This is a genomic window from Nocardiopsis sp. M1B1 (genome assembly GCF_052466615.1).
This window is the reverse complement of record NZ_CP196194.1, coordinates 4,776,655-4,794,262: the sequence shown is the minus strand read 5'-3', so window position 1 is coordinate 4,794,262 and position 17,608 is coordinate 4,776,655. Positions and strand designations below refer to the sequence as shown.

The window sequence follows — 17,608 nt, the reverse complement described above, 5'->3', positions numbered from 1 at the left end:
TTTTCCTGCACTTGACCTGACAGGGCACCGCGGACACGGGTGCGCCCCGCGCGCCGAGGTCCCGTCGCAACGGACGCTGGAGGTCCTTGTCGTGAAGGGACGAGTTCGCGCACCCCGCGCTCTGGCGGCGGCCGCCGCCGCGGTCGCGCTCGCCGCGACGGCCTGCACCGGCCCCGCCCAGCAGGAGCCCGCGGCGGCTCCCAGCGAGGAGGCCGAGACCGGACCGCGGATCAGCGTCACCCCCGAGGAGGGGGCATCCTCCGTCGCCCCCAACACCCCGGTGCGGGTGTCGGTGGAGGAGGGCTCGCTCACCGACGTCCGCGTCGAGCAGTCCCCCGCCGTGGAGGAGGGCGAGGACGCCGGGGCGGCCGGGGACGCCGAGCAGTGGGAGTTCACCGGCGCCCTGAGCGAGGACGGCACCCGGTGGGTGAGCGACTGGAACCTGACCCCGGGCTCCGCGGTCACGGTCCGCGCCACCGCCGAGGACGACGCCGGGGAGACCTCCGAGGCGGTCGTGGAGTTCTCCACCGAGGAGGCCGTGCCCGGGCGGCGCCTGGAACTGGCCTCCAACTTCCCCACCTCGGGTGACACCGTCGGCGTGGGCATGCCGGTCATCGTCAACTTCGACCTGCCGGTGACCAACAAGGCCCAGGTGGAGAACTCCATGGAGGTGACCTCCGAGCAGGGAGCGGAGGGCGCCTGGAACTGGGTCGGCGACAAGACCGCGGTGTTCCGCCCGCGCGAGTACTGGGAGCCCTACCAGCAGGTGAGCGTGGACCTGCGCCTGTCGGGGGTGGAGGCCTCCGAGGGCGTCTACGGGATCGAGAACCACCGCCTGGAGTTCGAGGTCGGCCGCGAGATGGTCTCGACCATGCACGTGCCCGACCACGAGATGCTGGTGGAGATCGACGGCGAGCCCGCGCGCACCATCCCCGTGAGCAACGGCGAGGCCTCCAAGCGCTTCAACACCACCACCTCGGGGACGCACCTGACCATGGAGAAGTACGAGTCCCTGGTCATGGACGCGGCCACCCTGGGCATCCCCGAGGACTCGCCCGACTACTACAAGCTCGACGTGGACTGGGCGGTGCGCACCTCCAACAGCGGCGAGTTCGCCCACGCCGCCCCCTGGAACGACCGGATCGGGTCGGCCGACACCTCCAACGGCTGCACGAACATGTCGGTGGAGGACGCCCGCTGGTTCTACGAGAACTCCCTGATGGGCGACGTCCTGGAGACCACCGGGACCGACCGGGAGCTGGAGTGGGACAACGGCTGGGGCTTCTGGCAGATGTCCTGGGACGAGTGGCTGGCCCAGAGCGCGACCGGTGAGCCGCAGGTGACCGACGGTTCGGGCACCCCCGGCTCCGTGCACGGCGAGGGGCTCTAGGCGGGTAGGTCCGGGGAGCCCTCCAGGAGGGCGTCAAGGCGCCTGGCGGTGTGCTCCCAGGTCCAGGAGCGGCTCACCCACGCGCGGCCGCGTGCGCCCATCTGGGCGGCGCGCCCGGGGTCCTTCAGCAGGGCGATGAGGGCGCGCGCGGAGGGGCCGGGCAGGGAGCCGTCCACGACCAGGCCGGTCTCGCCGTCCCGGACCGTGGCGGGTGCGCCCCCGGAGTTCCCCGCGACCACCGGCAGGCCGCAGGCCGAGGCCTCCAGGTAGACGATGCCCAGGCCCTCGGCCTCCAGGCCGCCCTTGCGGCTGCGGCAGGGCATGGCGAACACGTCGGCGGCGTCGTAGTAGGGCGGCAGGTCGCGGTGGGGGACCGAGCCGGTGAAGACCACTGACGGCGTTCCTCGCGCGGCCGAGAGCAGGCTCCGGCGGTGGGGGCCGTCGCCGACGACGAGCAGGACCGCGTCGGGCACCTCGGCCAGGACGCGGGGCCAGGCGCGGATCAGGGTGTCCTGGCCCTTGCGGGGCACGAGCCGGGACACGCACAGCACCACGGGGCGGTCGCCCAGGCCCAGGCGGGCGCGGACCTCCTCGCCGCCGACGCCGGGCCGGAAGGCCTCGGTGTCCACGCCGGGCGTCAGTCGGCGCATGCGGGCGGCCGCGTCGGGGGACAGGGCCCGGGCCAGGTGGCGGCGGGTGTACTCGCCCAGGTAGGTGACGGTGTCGGTGGTGTCGCCGATGCGGCGCAGCGCCTCGCGGGATCCGGGCATCGTGGCCCACCAGGTCTCGTGGCCGTGGCTGATGGCCACCTGGCGTTTGACGGGGGTGCCCTCGCCCAGTCCGGCGGCGAGCAGCCCCAGCGGGGCGGCGGCGCCGTAGAGCACCGTGTCGCAGCCCTCCAGGTCGGCGATGGCGCGTGCCCGCCGCGCCACCCGCGGCGTGGGCAGCAGGACGCGGGCGGCGTCGCGCACGACGGGGAAGGGCTGGCGCAGGTCGAAGTGCGGGTCGGCGGCGGCGTCGGCCCGGGCGGGGGAGGAGCAGTAGACCACGACCGAGCCGCGGGGGCGGCGCAGGGCCATCTCGTGGACGAAGGCCTCGATGCCGCCGGGCTTGGGCGGGAAGTCGTTGGTGATGATCAGAGTTCGCGGCACAGGGGCGAGTCTAGGCGCGGCGGGGTCGGCGGGGGGCGTTCCACGCGGGCCGGGTCGCGGCGCGGGGCGGGTCGCGGCGCGGGGCGGGTCCGGAAGACGGCGGTGCCCCGCGACGGCGCGCGTCGCGGGGCACCGGGGGCCGGGCGCCGGTCAGGGGCGGACGGCGGTGACGAAGTTGGCGCGGTAGTAGTCGTTCAGGGTGACCGTGCCGATGGGGCGGGCCGAGGTGGAGGCGTGCACCATGACGTTGTCGCCCGCGTACAGGCCCACGTGCTCCGGGCCGCTGCCGCCGGGGTAGAAGAACAGCAGGTCGCCGGGCTGCTTGTTCTCCCAGGAGACCCGCTGGCCCGCGTTGACCTGCTGGTAGGTGGTGCGGGGCAGGCTGACTCCGGCGGCGGCCCAGGCGGCCTGGGTCAGGCCGGAGCAGTCGTAGCCGCCGGGTCCGGTGCCGCCCCAGACGTAGGGCTTGCCGACCTGCTCGTAGGCGAAGTTCAGCGCGGTCCTGGCGTTGCCCGAGGCGGGGCCGGTGTAGCTGCTGCCGCCTCCGCCGCCGCTGCTTCCGCCGCTGCCCCCGCCGCCGGTCTGGCCGACGTTCTGGGTGGCTGCCGCCTGCTCCTCCGCGGTCAGCTCCGAGAGAAGCCCCTCCTGCTCCTCGATGGCCTCCTCGGCGGCCTCGGTGGCCTCCTCGGCCTCCTTGAGGGCCTCGGCGGCCTCCTCCTCGGTCGCGCTGGCCTCGGCCTCCAGGACCTCCAGGTTCTCCAGCTCGGTGACGTACTGGGCGAGGTTGCCGTCGTTCTGGGCCGACAGGTAGTCCAGGTCGGCCTGGTGGGTCAGGGCGTCCTCGGGGCCGGTGGAGCTGAGCAGCTGGTGGAAGGAGGTGAAGTCGACGCCGGTGTAGGTGGAGCTGGCGAGCCGGCGGGCGCCCAGGCCGAGTTCGGCGACCTTCTCCTCGGCGGCCTCGATCTCCTCCAGGATGCCCTCCAGCTCCTCCTGGGCGGCCTCGTGCGTCTCCTTCGCCTCGTTGTAGGCCGCGTTGAGCTCGATGTACTCCTCTTCGAGGGCCTCGATCTCCTCGCGGACCTCCTCGGCCGTCGGATCGGCGTGGGCCACCGCGGTGGGCAGCAGGAGGGCGGCGGCGGTCAGGGAGGACAGGGCCGCGGTGCGGCGCCTGCGGACGCGACGGGATGCCAACACGTGGTAGACCTTTCTCCCCTTGTCCCACGCCGTGGGGAAGGGTCGAGGGATGCGCCGGGCGGGGGCTGGGGCCTTCCGGACGGGGCCGGGAGGATGCGGGGCCGTGACCCGCGGGGTGGGGTCGGCCCGACCGGGGCGCGGCCGTCACCGCCAGGGGGCGGTGAATGAGGTGGCAACCGCGCTCGGCGATGAACACTAGTGCATCCGCCGGGTCGCTCTCAACCTTTTCGTAATGTTCCACCGGTTGGTGCTGTGTGTCCGAAAATCGGGCTGTTGTCCGTTAAACGGCGGCGGGCCGCCACCCGGCGGGTGACGGCCCTGCGTGCTTCGGCTCCCTCTACGGGCGGACGGCGAACTGGAACTCGCTCGCCCAGTAGGCGGCCAGGCCGACGACCTCGATGTTGCGGCCGCTGCTGGGCGCGTGCACCATCTGGCCGTTGCCGGCGTAGAGCCCGTCGTGGCTCAGGCCGCCGAAGAAGAACATGATGTCGCCGGGCTGGAGGGCGTTCATGTCGTAGATGCGCTGGCCCACCTCGGCCTGGGCGTAGGTGGTGCGGGGCAGGTCGACGCCGCCCGCGCGCCAGGCGGCCTGGACCAGGCCGGAGCAGTCGTAGCCGTTGGGGCCGGTGCCGCCCCAGACGTAGGGCTTGCCGACCTGGGCGTAGGCGAAGTCCAGGGCCGCGCCCGCGCTGCCCGAGGCGGAGCCGGTGTAGGACTGGCCGCCGCTGCTGTCGGCGCCCTCGGCGGCCGGGTCGGAGTCGGGGAACTGGGCCAGGAGCGTCTCCTGCTCCTCCAGCTTCTCCTCGACGCTGGTCTTGGCCTCCTCGGCCTCCTCCAGCGCGGTCTCGGCCTCCTCCAAGGCCCCCTCGGCCTCGTCCTTGAGGGCGAACAGCCGCTCGTGGGAGGCGCCGAACTCGTCGAGCTGGGCCTTCTGGGCCTCCGACAGGTAGTTGAGGTCGGCGTTCTGCTCCAGCAGGCTCTCGGGGCCGTCGGAGGAGAGGATGTTGGTCATGGAGTCCAGGTCGCCGGACTGGTAGGTGGCGCTGGCGAGCTCCTGCACCTTGCCGCGCAGCTCCTCGTAGCGCTCCTCCTCGTCGCCGACCTGCTCGTCGAGGTCCTCGTAGAGGGTCTCGGCGACGTCGTGGTCCTCCTTGGCCTGGTTGTACTCCTCGACCGCGGTGGAGACCTCCTCGCGCAGCTCCTCGATCTTGTCTTCGACCTCGTCCTGGGTCGGCTCCGCGTAGGCGGTGCCCGGGACGAGCATGGTGCCCGCGACGACCGCGCTGATTCCGGTCGTGGCGGCGAATCGGCGAGCCGTACGTCGTCCACCGGGGTTCTTCATGGCGGTCCACGCTCCTTGGGGTCGGGCAAGTCCGCATAGGGGTGCGGGGAGAACAGTGACGGGACCCGCGCGGGGGCGCGGGCGCGGGTGAGTGTGCGGGTCCCGACCGGCGGGCTCAGTCACGGCCTTGCTGTCCGGTGGAGCACTCACGTTCCGGGAAGAACCTAGCGGACCGTTCTGCACAGCTCAACCACGGGACCCCGTACGTGCCGGTCTTCACAGCGCGTGCCGCGGTCCGCGGCACGCGCGTCGTTCCTGGGAGGGAGCCGCGGGCCGAGCGGGGTAACGAAGAGGTAACGTCTGGGGTCGGTGTGTCCCCGAGGCGCCGGGGCGGGGCCGCGCCCGCCCGTGCGGCGGGCGCCCGGCCCCGTCAGCCGTGCGACTCCAGGCGGCGCAGGAAGATCGTCGAGGGCACCGCGCGCGCCCCGGCGCGGCGCACCGCCGTCACGATCTCGCGGTCGGAGGTGACCACCGCGATCGGCCGCCCGGGGGGTTCGGCGCGCACCAGCCGCACGATCAGCTCGTCCGCGGTCTCCCCGGGCGCGCTGAACAGCAGCCGCACCCGGCGCGGCGCCGCCATCACCGGCGGGGTGTCCACGTCCGCGCCGTCGAACACGCACGTGATCTCGGCCTTGGTCCGGCTGGCCAGCCCTTCCAGGGAGTTCATCAGCCGGGTGCGCTGGTCGGCCAGGGGGAGGGTCCCGTAGCCGGTCTTGGTGACGTTGTAGCCGTCCACCAGCAGGTGCACCCGGGGCGCGGTGAGCAGGTGCTCCAGCAGGCCGGGGTCGTCGTCGGGCAGACCGCCCAGCGACACCCGCCGCTGCTGTTCGGTCTCGGCCACCAGGTCGGCGGGGCTGTCCAGGGCGGTGGGCAGCGCCAGTTCGCGGCGCAGGCCGTGGGAGGCCTCCACCAGCACGTCCAGCAGCACGCGCAGCCGCGCCTCGTCGGCGTTGCGTCCGGCGCGCACCGCCCGCCGGGCGTTGTCCAGTTGGGCCTCGGCGGCGGCCAGCCTCGATCTCAGCCGCCGGTTCTGCGACTCCAGCGCGCCGACCTGCGCGGCCGACTCCGACTCGCGTCCGGCCGTCTCGGTCAGCGCCCGCGAGGCCCGCTCGGTGGCCTCCTTGGCCCGCTGGCGCTCGGTATGCACCTTGCGGCGCAGCTCGGCGATCTCGGTGCGCTGGGCCCTGATCTGGGACCGCAGCCGCTCCAGCTCCTCCTGGTGGCCGTGCCGGGTCTCGTCCAGTTGGCGGCGGGCGGCGTCCAGGGCCTCCGCGGCCTGGTCCGCCTCCTTGGCGCTGGTCTGGCGCTCCAGCTCCCGGTGGACGTCCTCGACGATGCCGGGCCATCCCGGGGGCCGCAGCAGGTAGGCGGAGGCGGCCACGGCCACGGGGTCGGCCGCGGGGGGCACCACGCCCGAGCGCAGGCCCTCGGCCAGCTCGGGCCACACCTGGTCCACGCGGGCGGCGACCATGCCGCGGAAGGCCTCGTCGTTCTCCAGCTGGGCGGCGATCTGCGGTCCGGCGAGCCGGGCCCTGCGGCGCGGCTCGAACCTGGCGACCCTGCGCAGCAGCGGGGGCAGGTCGCTCGCGCGCATGCCGCCGAGCACGTCCGAGCCGTACTCGACGACCCGGGCGCGCACCTGCTCGGGCAGCGGCCGGGTCAGCCGTTCGCCGCCGTCACCGCCGTTGCCGTCACCGCCGCCGTCATCGCCGACGCCGTGGCCGCCGTCCTGCGCCGGGTGGTCGCCACCGTCGAGCGGGTCGCCGCCGTCGGAGTCGCCGCCCGCACCGGGGCGGGCGCTCATGCCCGACCCGTCGGGCTCTCCGCCGAGGAACCGGGGACCGACCGGTCGGCGTCGGGGCGGGCGATGATCTCGACGCTGTCGGTGGCGCCGCACCAGCGGCACCGCACCCGCTCGATGGTCTCGGAGAGCACGGTGCGCTCCTCGACCCCGCCCTCACCGGCCAGGTCCAGGTGGACGTAGTCCTGGGAGCGCACGGTCCGGGTCACGTCGAACCGTGTGAGATTGCCGCATCCGGTGCACCGCCACCGCTCACTGTCACCCGGCATCGCGATCCCCACGGTTCCTCCCTCGTCTGGTGCTCTGGCGGGGCGGCGGCCCGGCCGCCGCCCCGATGACCCACATCTTTGCATGTCGGGCAGGTCAGACCGTATTCCGACGGGTTGTCCCCGCCGCCGACTACCCTGACCGGGTGGTTCGACAGTCCTCGGCGCCCGCCGGCGTGCAGACCAGCATCAGCGACCTCGGTACGCCGTTGGCCGCGGCGTCCTTCGTGGTGCTGGACCTGGAGACCACCGGAACCAGCGCGAGCGGCTCCCGGATCACGGAGGTCGGCGCGGTCAGGGTGCGCGGCGGCGAGGTCGTCGGCGAGTTCGCCACCCTGGTGGATCCCGGTACCCCCATACCGGCCAACATCACCCTCCTGACGGGGATCACCCAGTCGATGGTGGCCTCGGCCCCGCCGATGGAGGAGGTCCTGCCCCGGCTGCTGGCCTTCCTGGACGCCGAACCCGACACCGTGCTGGTGGCCCACAACGCGCCCTTCGACACCGGCTTCCTCAAGGCCGCGTGCGAGCGCCACGGCACGGACTGGCCCGGCTACCCGGTCGTGGACACGCTGCGCCTGGCCCGCGCCGTGCTCGCGCGCGGCGAGACGCGCAACCACCGGCTGGCCACGCTGGCGGCCTACTTCGGGGTCCCGGTCGCGCCCAACCACCGCGCCCTGGAGGACGCCCGCGCCACCGTCGGCGTCCTGCACGGGCTCGTGGAGCGCCTGCGCCCCATGGGGGTGTCCAGCGTGGAGGAGCTGCGCGCGGTCACCAAGCCGCCCACCAAGGCCCAGCGCAGCAGACGCCACCTGGCCGAGGGCCTGCCGGAGGAGCCGGGCGTGTACGTGTTCACCGACGCCCGCGGGGAGAGCCTCTACGTCGGCAAGAGCAAGAACCTGCGCCGCCGGGTGCGCACCTACTTCACCGCGGCCGAGAGCCGCCAGCGCATCCGTGAGATGGCGGGCCTGGTGGCGGGCGTGACCCCCATCGTGTGCTCCAGCGAGCTGGAGGCCTCCGTCCGCGAGCTGCGCATCATCGCCGAACGCAAACCGCCCTACAACCGTCGTTCGCGCAACCCCGAGCGGGCCTCCTGGGTCCGGCTCACCGCCGACGCCTTCCCGCGCCTGTCCGTGGTGCGCACGGTCGGCGGCGAGGGCGCGGCCCACATCGGGCCCTACTCCTCGCCCCGCGAGGCCGAGCGCGCCAGGGAGGCGCTGCTCCACGTCTTCCCGCTGCGCCAGTGCGCGCACACCTTCCGGCCCCCGAAGGCGACCGCCGGGGGAGGCGGCGGCGGGGCCCGCGTCGCCCCGGAGGTGGTCGCCTCGGGCGCGCGGTGGACGGGCCCGTGCGTGGTGGCCCAGCTGGGCCGCTGCGGCGCGCCCTGCGACGGCAGCGAGAGCGAGGCCGAGTACGCGGTGCACGCCGAGGCGGCGCGCGTGGCGATGACGGGGGACCCCGCCGCCGTGGTGGACGCGCACACCGCGCGCATCGGCGAACTCGCCGCCGACCTGCGCTACGAGGAGGCCGCGCACCTGCGCGACCGCCTCACCGCGTTCCTGCGCGGAGCCAGACGGGCCCAGCGCCTGTCGGCCATCGCCGCGGTCGCGCACCTGGTCGCCTCCCGCCGCACCGCCGCGGGCTGGGAGACCTGCGTGGTCCGCCACGGCCGCCTGGCCGCCAGCGCCGTGCTGCGCCCGGGCACCGACCCCGCCGCGTTCCTGGCCTCCCTCGTGGCCACCGCCGAGTACGTGCCCGCCGGGCACGGGCCCGGCCCCGGCGCGCTCCCGGGGGAGACCGAGCTGGTCCTGGACTGGCTCGCCGACCCCGCCACCCGGCTGGTCGAGATCGAAGGGGAGTGGACATGCCCGTTGCGCAGCGCCGAGGCGCACACCGGGATGACACACTGGGCCCATGGCCGCGCTTCCGCTCAATGACGACTACCCCGTCCGCCGCGTCCCCGTCGTCTCGTACACGCTGGTCGCGGTCAACGTCCTCGTCTACCTGGTCTCACCTCAGGCGCTGACCGCGGTGTGGTACCCGGCGGACATGTTCGAGCGCTTCTGCGCGATCCAGGACTACTTCATGTACTGGGGGGCGGTGCCCGCCGAGATCACGGGCCGGACCGACCTGGTCCCGCACGCGGTCCCCGAGTGCGGGCAGCTCGACGGCAAGCCGGTGTGGTTCTCGGTGTTCAGCTCGATGTTCCTGCACAGCGGGCCCGGGCACCTGATCGGCAACCTGGTGTACCTGTTCGTGTTCGGGCCCGTGGTGGAGGACCGGATCGGCAAGCTGCGCTTCACGGGGCTGTACCTGGCCACCGGGGTCGCCGCCGCCTACGGCTTCGCGCTGACCGACGTCGACGCCGCCATGCCCATGGTGGGCGCGTCCGGGGCCATCTCGGGCGTGCTGGGCGCCTACCTGGTCGTGCAGTTCCGCAGCCGGGTGACCACGCTGGTGTTCGGGGTGATCCCGATGCGCCTGCCCGGGTGGGCCGTGGTGGGCAGCTACTTCGCTCTTCAGTATCTTCTCTACGTCACCACATCGAGCGCCCCCGGCGCCGGAGGCGGCGTCGCCTACGCGGCGCATGTGTACGGGTTCGTCGCGGGGGTGCTCGTGGGACTGGTGGTCTACCGGCTGCGATGGCGCTCCGGGACGCGGCTGTCCGACGTCTACTAGGCACACGCCCCGGTGCGCCCCGGCGCGGTCGTCGCGCCCGTCCCGACATTTTCCGAGGAACCGCCCTGGAGGCACAGTGATCACCGCGATCGTCATGATCAAGGCCGACGTCCACCGCATCCCCGAGGTCGCCGGGGCGATCGCGGAGATCGACGGGGTGAGCGAGGTCTACTCGGTCACCGGCGGCGTCGACCTCATCGCCATGGTGCGGGTGCGCAAGCACGAGGACCTGGCCGAGGTGATCCCCGGCCGGGTGAACAAGGTGCCCGGCGTGCTCTCCTCCGACACCCACATCTCCTTCCAGGCCTACTCCAGGCACGACCTGGAGTCGGCCTTCGCCCTGGGCTGGTAGCCGGTCGTGGCCGGTACCTGGAAGGCGGAGGAGACGGGGGTGCTCGCGCTGCCCTCGGGCAGGCTGGTGCGCGGCCGGGGCCTCAGGCACCCGCTGTCCTCCGGGCCCGCGCCCGACCTCGGGCTGTACCTGCTGGGCCGCGAACCGGCGCCCGTGCCCTGGGAGGGGCGCTGGCTGCGGTGGCGGGACTTCGGTCTGCCCTCCGACCCCGGGGCCGTGGGCGCGGCCCTGCGCGAGGCGTGGGAGCGCGCCGGGACCGAACGCGTCGAGGTCGCCTGCGGTGGCGGCCGGGGGCGCACCGGCACGGCGCTGGCGTGCCTGGCGGTGCTGGACGGGGTCCCCGCGCGCGAGGCGGTCGCCTACGTCCGCGCGCACTACTCGCCGCGTGCGGTGGAGACCCCCTGGCAGCGCCGTTTCGTGGCCCGCTTCGAGGCCTGAGCCCCGCCGCGGGCGGACCGCCGGCCCCGGCGGGCGGGCGGAACGCCGGGGGCGCGGCACCGGGTCGCCCCGCCGCCGCGCCCCCGGCGCGTGTTCACAACGACTTGGCGTACTGCTGGCTGGTCTCCACCCAGCGCTCCAGCGCGCGCTCGGCGGCGCCGCTGTCCACCGCCGCGGCGGCCCGCTCGTACCCGGCGCGCACCGACTCCAGCAGGGGGCCCCGGATGCCGTCCACGGCGGCCAGGGCGGCGCCCGCGTTGAGCAGCACGGCGTCGCGCACCGGGCCGGTGCGGCCCGCCAGGAGGTCGCGCACGGCCTGGGCGTTGAACCCGACGTCGCCGCCGCGCAGGTCCTCGGGCCGTGAGCGGGCGATGCCCAGGTCGGCGGGGTCGAGCGTCTCGCGCCGGGCCGCGCCGTCGCCCACCACCCACACGGTGGAGGTGGTCGTGGTGGTCAGCTCGTCCAGCCCGTCCTCGCCCCGGAACACCAGCGCCGAGGAGCCGCGGCGGGCGAACACCCCGGCGATCACCTCGCACATGCGCTCGTCGAACACCCCGATGGCCGAGGTGGTGGGCTGGGCCGGGTTGGTCAGCGGGCCCAGGAAGTTGAACACCGTCGGCACCGCCAGTTCGCGGCGGGGCTTGGCGGTGAAGCGGAACGAGGGGTGGAAGACCGGGGCGAAGCAGAAGGCGATGCCCGCCTCCTCGGCCACCCGCACGGTCAGCTCCGGCGGCAGGTCCAGGACCACGCCCAAGCGCTCCAGCACGTCGGCTGTGCCGCAGGAGGAGGACGCCGCCCGGTTGCCGTGCTTGACCACGCGGGCGCCCGCGGCCGAGGCCACGATCGCCGCCATCGTGGACACGTTCACGGTGTGCGCGCGGTCGCCGCCGGTGCCAACGATGTCAAGGGTCGGTCCGGGGACGTGGATGCGCACGGCGTTGTCGAGCATGCCCCGGGCCAGGCCGGTCACCTCCGACACGCTCTCGCCCTTGGCGCGCAGCGCGATGGCGAACCCGGCGATCTGGGCGTCGGTCGCGGCCTCGGACATGATCTCGTTCATCGCCCACGCGGTGTCGTCGGCGCTCAGGGTCCGTCCGCCCAGCAGGGCGGTGATGAGGTTGGACCAGGTCCGCTCGGTCACGGCGGACGGCTCGTCGGAGTTCGCGGCTCCGGATCCGGCGGGAGGGTTGGCTGCGGGGACGTTCATCTGGGTTGCTCCACGGTGAAGGAACGGGCACGGAAGGGGCCGGGGGCGCGGCGCGCGGGCCGCTCTCAGGCGCTGGGAGGAAGGGGCGCGGCGTGGGCGCGCCATCGCCCGATGTCGGCGCCGTGGTGCAGGGCCGCGCCCACCGCGCGGCGGCGGCGCGGCTCCGCGTCGCCGCGGTGGCCCGTTCCGAGACCGTCTCGCACGTGTGTCACCCGTTCAGGGCCGCCGCGACCCGCTGGCGCATGAGCTCGGCCAGGGCCTCGGCGAGCGCGACGGGGTCGATCGGGTGGCTGACGACCTGCTCGGCCTGGGACCAGGTGGCCAGCCAGCCGTCGTCGCGCCGTCCCACCAGCAGCAGGACCGGCGGGCAGCGGTAGATCTCGTCCTTGACCTGGCGGCACAGGCCCATCCCGCCGACTGGGGAGGCCTCGCCGTCGAAGATCGCCACGTCCACGCGCGCGGCGGGGTCGGTGTCCTCCAGCTTGCGCAGGACCATGGGCGCGGTCGCGCACTCGACGAACTCCACGAGGGGAACGTCGGCCGAGGGGCGCCGGCCGACCGCCAGCCGCACCTGCTCGCGGGTGTCGGCGTCGTCGCTGTAGACCAGCACGCGCATCCTGGCACCCGTGTCCGTACCGCTGACCACCATCGCGCAACCGTCCCATCGCTTCTGTCCGCGGCCGTCGCCGTGGGGGTGCGGCCGAGGCGTTCGTTGGCTGTATGCCCTCTGACTGTATTGCCTCGGGGCCCCGCTGCACAGAAGAGGGGCCGGGGGCGTGCCGGGTACTGAGACCTGGGCCACCACATTCAGAGCACGGGCTAACCCCACCCCCAAGCCCTGTTATCAAAAGGTGATTTTCTTGATGTCTGGCCGTAACCTGACGTAGGCCGGAGCGTCACCCACGGGGCGCTGGATCGCCCTAGCCACAGGGGATCCCGAATTTCGGTCACTCTGGGTATGTTACTGGTGTGGCTAGAGGGGCAAAGCCGATACAGTAACGTCCGAGTCACGATCAACCGGTGCCAGCTGGCCGTCCGGGGCCCCAGAGCGCCCCGTACCGGGCCTGACCCGCCCTGTTACGGAGAGTCGGGTACGGCCCTCTCCGAGATGCCGTAATAATGCTGGCGTGGCGACAGCAACCGCGAACCCAAAATCAGCACCGACACCAGCACATGGTGCGGCAAAGCGTCCTGACCTGGTGAGCGTTGGCACCATCGTTTGGTTGGCCAACGAGCTCATGTTCTTCGCTGCGCTGTTCGCGATGTACTTCACGATCCGATCGGTGACCAACGGAAACCCCGACCTGGGGCAGTGGCCCGACACCCACCTGAACGTGCCGTGGGCGTCGGCGATCACCGTGGTCCTGGTGGCTTCGAGCTTCACCGCGCAGGCCGGCGTCTGGGCCGCCGAGCGCGGTGACGTCAAGAAGCTGCGTATGTGGTTCTTCATCACGTTCTTCATGGGCCTGTTCTTCGTCCTTGGGCAGGCCTACGAGTACTACGAGCTCATCTTCCACGGGGGCCTGACTCTTCAGTCGAGCGCTTACGGGTCGATGTTCTACCTGACCACGGGCTTCCACGGACTCCACGTCATCGGTGGGCTGATCGCGTTCCTCATCATGTTGGGACGTACGTACGCCGCGAAGCGCTTCACCCACCAGCAGGCGACCAGCGCGATCGTCGTGTCCTACTACTGGCACTTCGTCGATGTGGTCTGGATCGCTTTGTTCTTCACCATCTACTTCATCCAGTAACCCGAAACGGGGAAACCGTGAAATGGATTACCGCGCGGCGGCGGCATCCCCTGGCGGGGTATGTCGTCGTCATCCTCGCGCTAGCCCTGTTCGGGGTGGGGTACGCCGCTCTGGCGCCCACCGCGGACCAGGCCCAGGCGCAGACTCTGGCCGCTGAGGCTGCTCCCTCGGCCGATGAGGTCGATGTAGCCAACGGCGAGGACATCTTCAACCAGACGTGCGCGACCTGTCACAACTACGACGGCAGTGGCACCTACGGTGAGGACGGGGAGTACACCCGGGGTCCTGACATCCGTGACTCGGGTGCGGCGGCCGTCGACTTCCAGGTCAGCACGGGGCGTATGCCGTCGATGAACCCCGACGCGCAGATGCCGCGCAAGCCGATGGCGATGTCGGAGCAGGATCTGCAGGACCTGATCGCGTACTACGACGCGCAGATCAGGACCGGTGGTCCCGATATTCCTTATGACGTTCCGGGTGAGGCGCCCGAGCGTGAGGAGTTCGAGGACGAGGCTTCTTATGAGGCCGCGCTCGAGGAGTTCGAGGCCGAGTACGACGCCTACGTCCAGGGCGCTGACGACACTGACATGGGTATGCGTCTGTACCTGACCAACTGTGCGCACTGCCATGGTTGGTCTGGTGGGGGCGGTGCTCTTACGGATGGTCGTTGGGCTCCGGAGATTCATGACGCGTCCGCGCGTCAGATCTATGAGGCGATGGTCAGTGGTCCGGGTGCGATGCCGATGTTCAGTGACACGGTGATCGAGCCGGAGGAGAAGCAGGAGTTGATCTCCTATATCAAGACTCTCCAGGCCGAACCCAACGCCGGTGGCATTTTCGATCTGGACCGTGTCGGCCAGGTCGCCGAGGGTTTGATCGGGTGGGTCGTCGGGCTCGCCCTGATCATCGCCTGCGCGATCTGGATCACCGCGAAGCAGCGAGCTCATGACTGAGAACAACAGCAACGACAGCAGCGGGGGAGAGGCCACGCCCGAACGCGTGGTCGGCACCCCCAAGGCCGGAGACCCCGTGGTCTCCGGCGCTTCCACGACTTCGGAGGGGGTCCACGAAGGACCGTACAAGGCCTCCGAGACGCACGCGCGGCCGGAGGAGATGCAGCGTCGGGGCGAGAAGCTCGCCTCGGTGTGGTTCGTGATCGCCTTCCTGGGCGGGATCGGCTTCCTGGTCGCCTACTTCCTCTTCGGTCCGAGCCGGATCGCCGACCCGCAGATCGCCCAGTACTCGAACATGCTGCTGGGCGGCACGCTGACGCTGGCCATGTTCGGCATCGGTGCGGGCATGACGGTGTGGGCGCGTCAGGTGATGCCGCACTACGAGGTGGCCTCTCCCTACGACGAGCTGCCCTCGGACGAGAAGGAGAAGGGCTCCTTCAGCGCCTTCTTCATGCGGGGCGCGGACGAGAGCGGTTTCACCAAGCGTCCGCTGATGCGACGCACGCTGATCCTGGCGATGCTGCCGCTGGGGCTGGCGCCGATCGTGCTGCTGCGCGACACCGGCCCGCTGCCCGGCGACAAGCTCAAGACCACGCCGTGGCGGAACGGCCGTCGGATGTACGTCGAGGGCACCCACCGCGCCATTCGCGCGGAGGACTTCGAGAACGACCCCAACGGGATGATCTCGGCCCTGCCCGCGATCGACGACGACCACTACCCGCACGGGATCAGCCTCAACGACCAGGCCAAGTCCGTCATCCTCCTGATCAAGGTCCCCGAGGAGGACTGGCAGGAGCGGATGACCGAGGAGGTCGAGGGCGCCGACGGTCAGACGCGTCTGAACTGGACGCACAACGGCATCGTCGCCTACTCCAAGATCTGCACCCACGTGGGCTGCCCCGCGGCCCTGTACGAACGCACGACACACCGCATCCTGTGCCCGTGCCACCAGTCGACGTTCGACGCGTCGAATGCGGCCGAGGTCGTGTTCGGTCCGGCGCACCGGCCGCTGCCGCAGCTGCCGATCGGTGTCGACGACGAGGGCTACCTCATCGCGACCGGCGACTTCGTCGCGCCGCCCGGTCCGACGTTCTGGGATTACGCGAAGGACTAGCCGATGAGTAAGACCACGCAAGCACCCAAGGCGCTTCGCGGCGTCGGCAACTTCATCGACGACCGCTTCCACCTGGCCAAGACCGGCGAGAAGAACCTGCGCAAGGTCTTCCCGAACCACTGGTCGTTCATGCTGGGCGAGATCGCGCTGTACTCGTTCATCATCCTGCTGCTCACAGGTGTCTTCCTCACGCTCTGGTTCAAGCCGAGCATGCTGGAGGTCATCTACGACGGCTCCTACGAGCGCCTCCAAGGCGTTCCCATGTCGGAGGCCTACGCCTCCACGCTCCACATCACCTTCGAGGTGCGCGGCGGGCTCCTGGTCCGCCAGATCCATCACTGGGCCGCGCTGATCTTCGTGGCCTCGCTCGTCGTGCACATGCTCCGGGTGTTCTTCACCGGCGCGTTCCGCAAGCCGCGCGAGATCAACTGGCTGATCGGCGTCGCGATCTTCGTCCTGGCGATGCTCGAGGGCCTCTTCGGCTACTCGCTGCCCGACGACCTGCCCTCGGGCATGGGCGTGCGCATCCTCCAGGGCGTGATGATGGCGCTGCCGCTCATCGGCCCGTACGTGTCGATGTTCCTCTTCGGCGGGGAGTTCCCCGGCGAGGACATCATCACGAGGCTGTACATGCTGCACGTGCTCGCGATCCCGGCCCTGCTCCTGGGTCTGATCGTCGCGCACTTCATGATCCTGTGGCACCAGAAGCACACCCAGTACCCCGGTACAGGGCGCACGGACAAGACCGTGGTCGGAACACCCATGTTCCCGGCCTTCGCGGTCAAGGCGGGCGGGTTCTTCTTCTTCACGTTCGCCGTCATCGCCCTGCTGAGCGCGTTCGTGCAGATCAACCCGATCCACCTGTTCGGGCCCTTCACCCCGACGTCCATCACCTCCGGGCTCCAGCCCGACTGGTACATGGGCTTCATGGAGGGGTCGCTGCGCATCTTCCCGAACTGGTTCGACATCGCGCCCTTCGGTTACGCGATCCCGACCGGTGTGCTGGTGCCGGGCCTGGTCATCCCGGGCCTGATCTTCGGCGGACTGGCCGCCTGGCCGTTCATCGAGCAGTGGATCACCGGCGACAAGCGCGCGCGCAACGTCGCCGACCGTCCGCGCAACGCGCCGGTGCGCACCGGCGTGGGCGTCATGGGCATCACCTTCTACGGTCTGCTCTGGCTGGCGGGGTCCAACGACATCATCTCGGAGACCTTCTCGATCAGCCTGTACATGACCACGTACATCTTCCGTGTGCTGGTCATCGTGGGTCCGATCGCGGCCTTCTTCATCACCAAGCGCATCTGCCTGGGGCTGCAGCGCCGCGACCGGGAGACCCTGGAGCACGGCTACGAGAGCGGCACCATCCAGCAGCTGCCCAGCGGTGAGTTCGTGGAGGTGCACAAGCACAGCTCCCCGGAGACGGTGCACGTCCTGGAGAGCAAGCCGGTCATCACCTCGACGGCGCTGAAGGACGACGCCGACGCGGACGGCAGGGGTGTGGAGAACCCCGAGGCCCGCAAGGGCAGCGGCAGGCTCCGCAAGGCCCTGGCGCGTTGGTACACCAAGGACTACGTGTCCCTGGAGGGGGTGGAGGCGCACAACGGCCACCACCCGCACCACTCCTCCACCGAGGCGGAGAAGGAGGCGGCCCACCACTAGGGCCTCTCACCCCACCTCCTCGACGGACCCGGTCGCACCGCGACCGGGTCCGTCGTGTTGTCGGACGACACGCGGGCGACACCGGCCCCGTCGCGGGGCTCCTCGCGGCCCGTGTGACGTGGAGCCCTCCCGCCCGTGTGCCGGGGTCCGCCGGGTCTGTTCCCCGCTACCGAACGGGCCCGAGGTATGAGCGGGATGACCAGCCGCGACGTTCTTTTTCTCGTGCGCGGCGTCCCTTTGGCGCGCACAATTATGTGAATTTTGGGGCGCCCGTGACGCGTGTTTAGTGGGCGTGCTGTTCATGCCTA

At 71.6% G+C, this 17,608-nt stretch carries 16 protein-coding genes; 9 read left to right on the top strand and 7 right to left on the bottom strand.

Features of this window, described 5'->3' with window-relative positions; all coding sequences use genetic code 11:
• Window positions 1–91 precede the first annotated feature (91 nt).
• Window positions 92–1,390, top strand: coding sequence for an Ig-like domain-containing protein (locus ACSTA4_RS20790; protein WP_444960686.1), 1,299 nt, complete (start codon window positions 92–94; stop codon window positions 1,388–1,390).
• Here ACSTA4_RS20790 and ACSTA4_RS20785 read toward each other — a convergent pair.
• The 5 genes from ACSTA4_RS20785 to ACSTA4_RS20765 all read right to left on the bottom strand — a co-directional run bounded on the left by ACSTA4_RS20785 (window position 1,387) and on the right by ACSTA4_RS20765 (window position 7,159).
• Window positions 1,387–2,541, bottom strand: coding sequence for a glycosyltransferase family 4 protein (locus tag ACSTA4_RS20785; protein ID WP_444960685.1), 1,155 nt, complete (start codon window positions 2,539–2,541; stop codon window positions 1,387–1,389). The two genes, ACSTA4_RS20790 and ACSTA4_RS20785, sit on opposite strands and share 4 nt — an antisense overlap.
• 150 nt (window positions 2,542–2,691) lie before the next feature.
• On the bottom strand, window positions 2,692–3,735 hold the full coding sequence (locus tag ACSTA4_RS20780; RefSeq protein WP_444960684.1) for a C40 family peptidase: 1,044 nt from the start codon (window positions 3,733–3,735) through the stop codon (window positions 2,692–2,694).
• Window positions 3,736–4,072: 337 nt separating this feature from the next.
• The gene (locus ACSTA4_RS20775) at window positions 4,073–5,077 is read right to left on the bottom strand and encodes an NlpC/P60 family protein (protein ID WP_444960683.1); all 1,005 of its coding nucleotides are present in this window, start codon (window positions 5,075–5,077) and stop codon (window positions 4,073–4,075) included.
• Between the two features lie 370 nt (window positions 5,078–5,447).
• Complete coding sequence (locus tag ACSTA4_RS20770; protein ID WP_444960682.1) at window positions 5,448–6,881, bottom strand: NYN domain-containing protein; 1,434 nt, start codon at window positions 6,879–6,881, stop codon at window positions 5,448–5,450.
• Window positions 6,878–7,159 (bottom strand): hypothetical protein, encoded by a 282-nt coding sequence (locus ACSTA4_RS20765; RefSeq protein ID WP_013154158.1) that lies wholly within the window; start codon window positions 7,157–7,159, stop codon window positions 6,878–6,880. Before ACSTA4_RS20765 ends, ACSTA4_RS20770 begins: the two co-directional genes overlap by 4 nt.
• Before the next feature lie 131 nt (window positions 7,160–7,290).
• On the opposite strand from ACSTA4_RS20765, the gene ACSTA4_RS20760 reads away from it, so the two are divergent.
• The 4 genes from ACSTA4_RS20760 (at window position 7,291) to ACSTA4_RS20745 (ending at window position 10,613) form a co-directional block, all read left to right on the top strand.
• Window positions 7,291–9,081, top strand: a complete 1,791-nt coding sequence (locus ACSTA4_RS20760) for a DEDD exonuclease domain-containing protein (RefSeq protein WP_444960681.1) — start codon at window positions 7,291–7,293, stop codon at window positions 9,079–9,081.
• Window positions 9,059–9,823, top strand: coding sequence for a rhomboid family intramembrane serine protease (locus tag ACSTA4_RS20755; RefSeq protein ID WP_444960680.1), 765 nt, complete (start codon window positions 9,059–9,061; stop codon window positions 9,821–9,823). The genes ACSTA4_RS20760 and ACSTA4_RS20755 overlap by 23 nt, the downstream gene beginning before the upstream one ends.
• Before the next feature lie 76 nt (window positions 9,824–9,899).
• Entirely contained in the window at window positions 9,900–10,175 is a 276-nt protein-coding gene (locus ACSTA4_RS20750) for an Lrp/AsnC family transcriptional regulator (protein ID WP_013154155.1), read from the top strand.
• Between the two features lie 6 nt (window positions 10,176–10,181).
• A complete protein-coding gene (locus tag ACSTA4_RS20745; RefSeq protein ID WP_444960679.1) occupies window positions 10,182–10,613 on the top strand; it encodes a protein-tyrosine phosphatase family protein in 432 nt (143 codons plus the stop codon).
• A 94-nt stretch (window positions 10,614–10,707) separates the two neighbouring features.
• On the opposite strand, the gene trpD is transcribed toward ACSTA4_RS20745, so the two are convergent.
• Together trpD and ACSTA4_RS20735 are read right to left on the bottom strand one after the other, a co-directional pair.
• Window positions 10,708–11,820, bottom strand: coding sequence for an anthranilate phosphoribosyltransferase (gene trpD / locus ACSTA4_RS20740; RefSeq protein WP_444960678.1), 1,113 nt, complete (start codon window positions 11,818–11,820; stop codon window positions 10,708–10,710).
• A 208-nt stretch (window positions 11,821–12,028) separates the two neighbouring features.
• A complete protein-coding gene (locus tag ACSTA4_RS20735; RefSeq protein ID WP_274974104.1) occupies window positions 12,029–12,469 on the bottom strand; it encodes a hypothetical protein in 441 nt (146 codons plus the stop codon).
• Window positions 12,470–12,947: 478 nt separating this feature from the next.
• Here ACSTA4_RS20735 and ctaE point away from each other — a divergent pair, with 478 nt between their 5' ends.
• Genes ctaE through qcrB form a run of 4 tightly spaced genes read left to right on the top strand, consistent with a single transcriptional unit; the run spans window position 12,948 to window position 17,300 of the window.
• Window positions 12,948–13,574: an aa3-type cytochrome oxidase subunit III gene (gene ctaE, locus ACSTA4_RS20730; protein WP_013154151.1), complete on the top strand. Its 627-nt coding sequence runs from the start codon at window positions 12,948–12,950 to the stop codon at window positions 13,572–13,574.
• Window positions 13,575–13,591: 17 nt separating this feature from the next.
• The gene (gene qcrC, locus ACSTA4_RS20725; protein ID WP_444960677.1) at window positions 13,592–14,527 is read left to right on the top strand and encodes a cytochrome bc1 complex diheme cytochrome c subunit; all 936 of its coding nucleotides are present in this window, start codon (window positions 13,592–13,594) and stop codon (window positions 14,525–14,527) included.
• Complete coding sequence (gene qcrA / locus ACSTA4_RS20720) at window positions 14,520–15,641, top strand: cytochrome bc1 complex Rieske iron-sulfur subunit (RefSeq protein WP_416031516.1); 1,122 nt, start codon at window positions 14,520–14,522, stop codon at window positions 15,639–15,641. The genes qcrC and qcrA overlap by 8 nt, the downstream gene beginning before the upstream one ends.
• 3 nt (window positions 15,642–15,644) lie before the next feature.
• On the top strand, window positions 15,645–17,300 hold the full coding sequence (qcrB, locus tag ACSTA4_RS20715; RefSeq protein WP_444960676.1) for a cytochrome bc1 complex cytochrome b subunit: 1,656 nt from the start codon (window positions 15,645–15,647) through the stop codon (window positions 17,298–17,300).
• Window positions 17,301–17,608 lie beyond the last annotated feature (308 nt).

What these genes read in the sequence shown, in the direction of transcription:
- qcrA (WP_416031516.1), top strand. Translation starts at nt 14,520, where the DNA reads ATGACTGAGAACAACAGCAACGACAGCAGCGGGGGAGAGGCCACGCCC.
- ACSTA4_RS20775 (WP_444960683.1), bottom strand. Translation starts at nt 5,077, where the DNA reads ATGAAGAACCCCGGTGGACGACGTACGGCTCGCCGATTCGCCGCCACG.
- qcrB (WP_444960676.1), top strand. Translation starts at nt 15,645, where the DNA reads ATGAGTAAGACCACGCAAGCACCCAAGGCGCTTCGCGGCGTCGGCAAC.
- trpD (WP_444960678.1), bottom strand. Translation starts at nt 11,820, where the DNA reads ATGAACGTCCCCGCAGCCAACCCTCCCGCCGGATCCGGAGCCGCGAAC.
- ACSTA4_RS20755 (WP_444960680.1), top strand. Translation starts at nt 9,059, where the DNA reads ATGGCCGCGCTTCCGCTCAATGACGACTACCCCGTCCGCCGCGTCCCC.
- ACSTA4_RS20735 (WP_274974104.1), bottom strand. Translation starts at nt 12,469, where the DNA reads ATGGTGGTCAGCGGTACGGACACGGGTGCCAGGATGCGCGTGCTGGTC.
- ACSTA4_RS20770 (WP_444960682.1), bottom strand. Translation starts at nt 6,881, where the DNA reads ATGAGCGCCCGCCCCGGTGCGGGCGGCGACTCCGACGGCGGCGACCCG.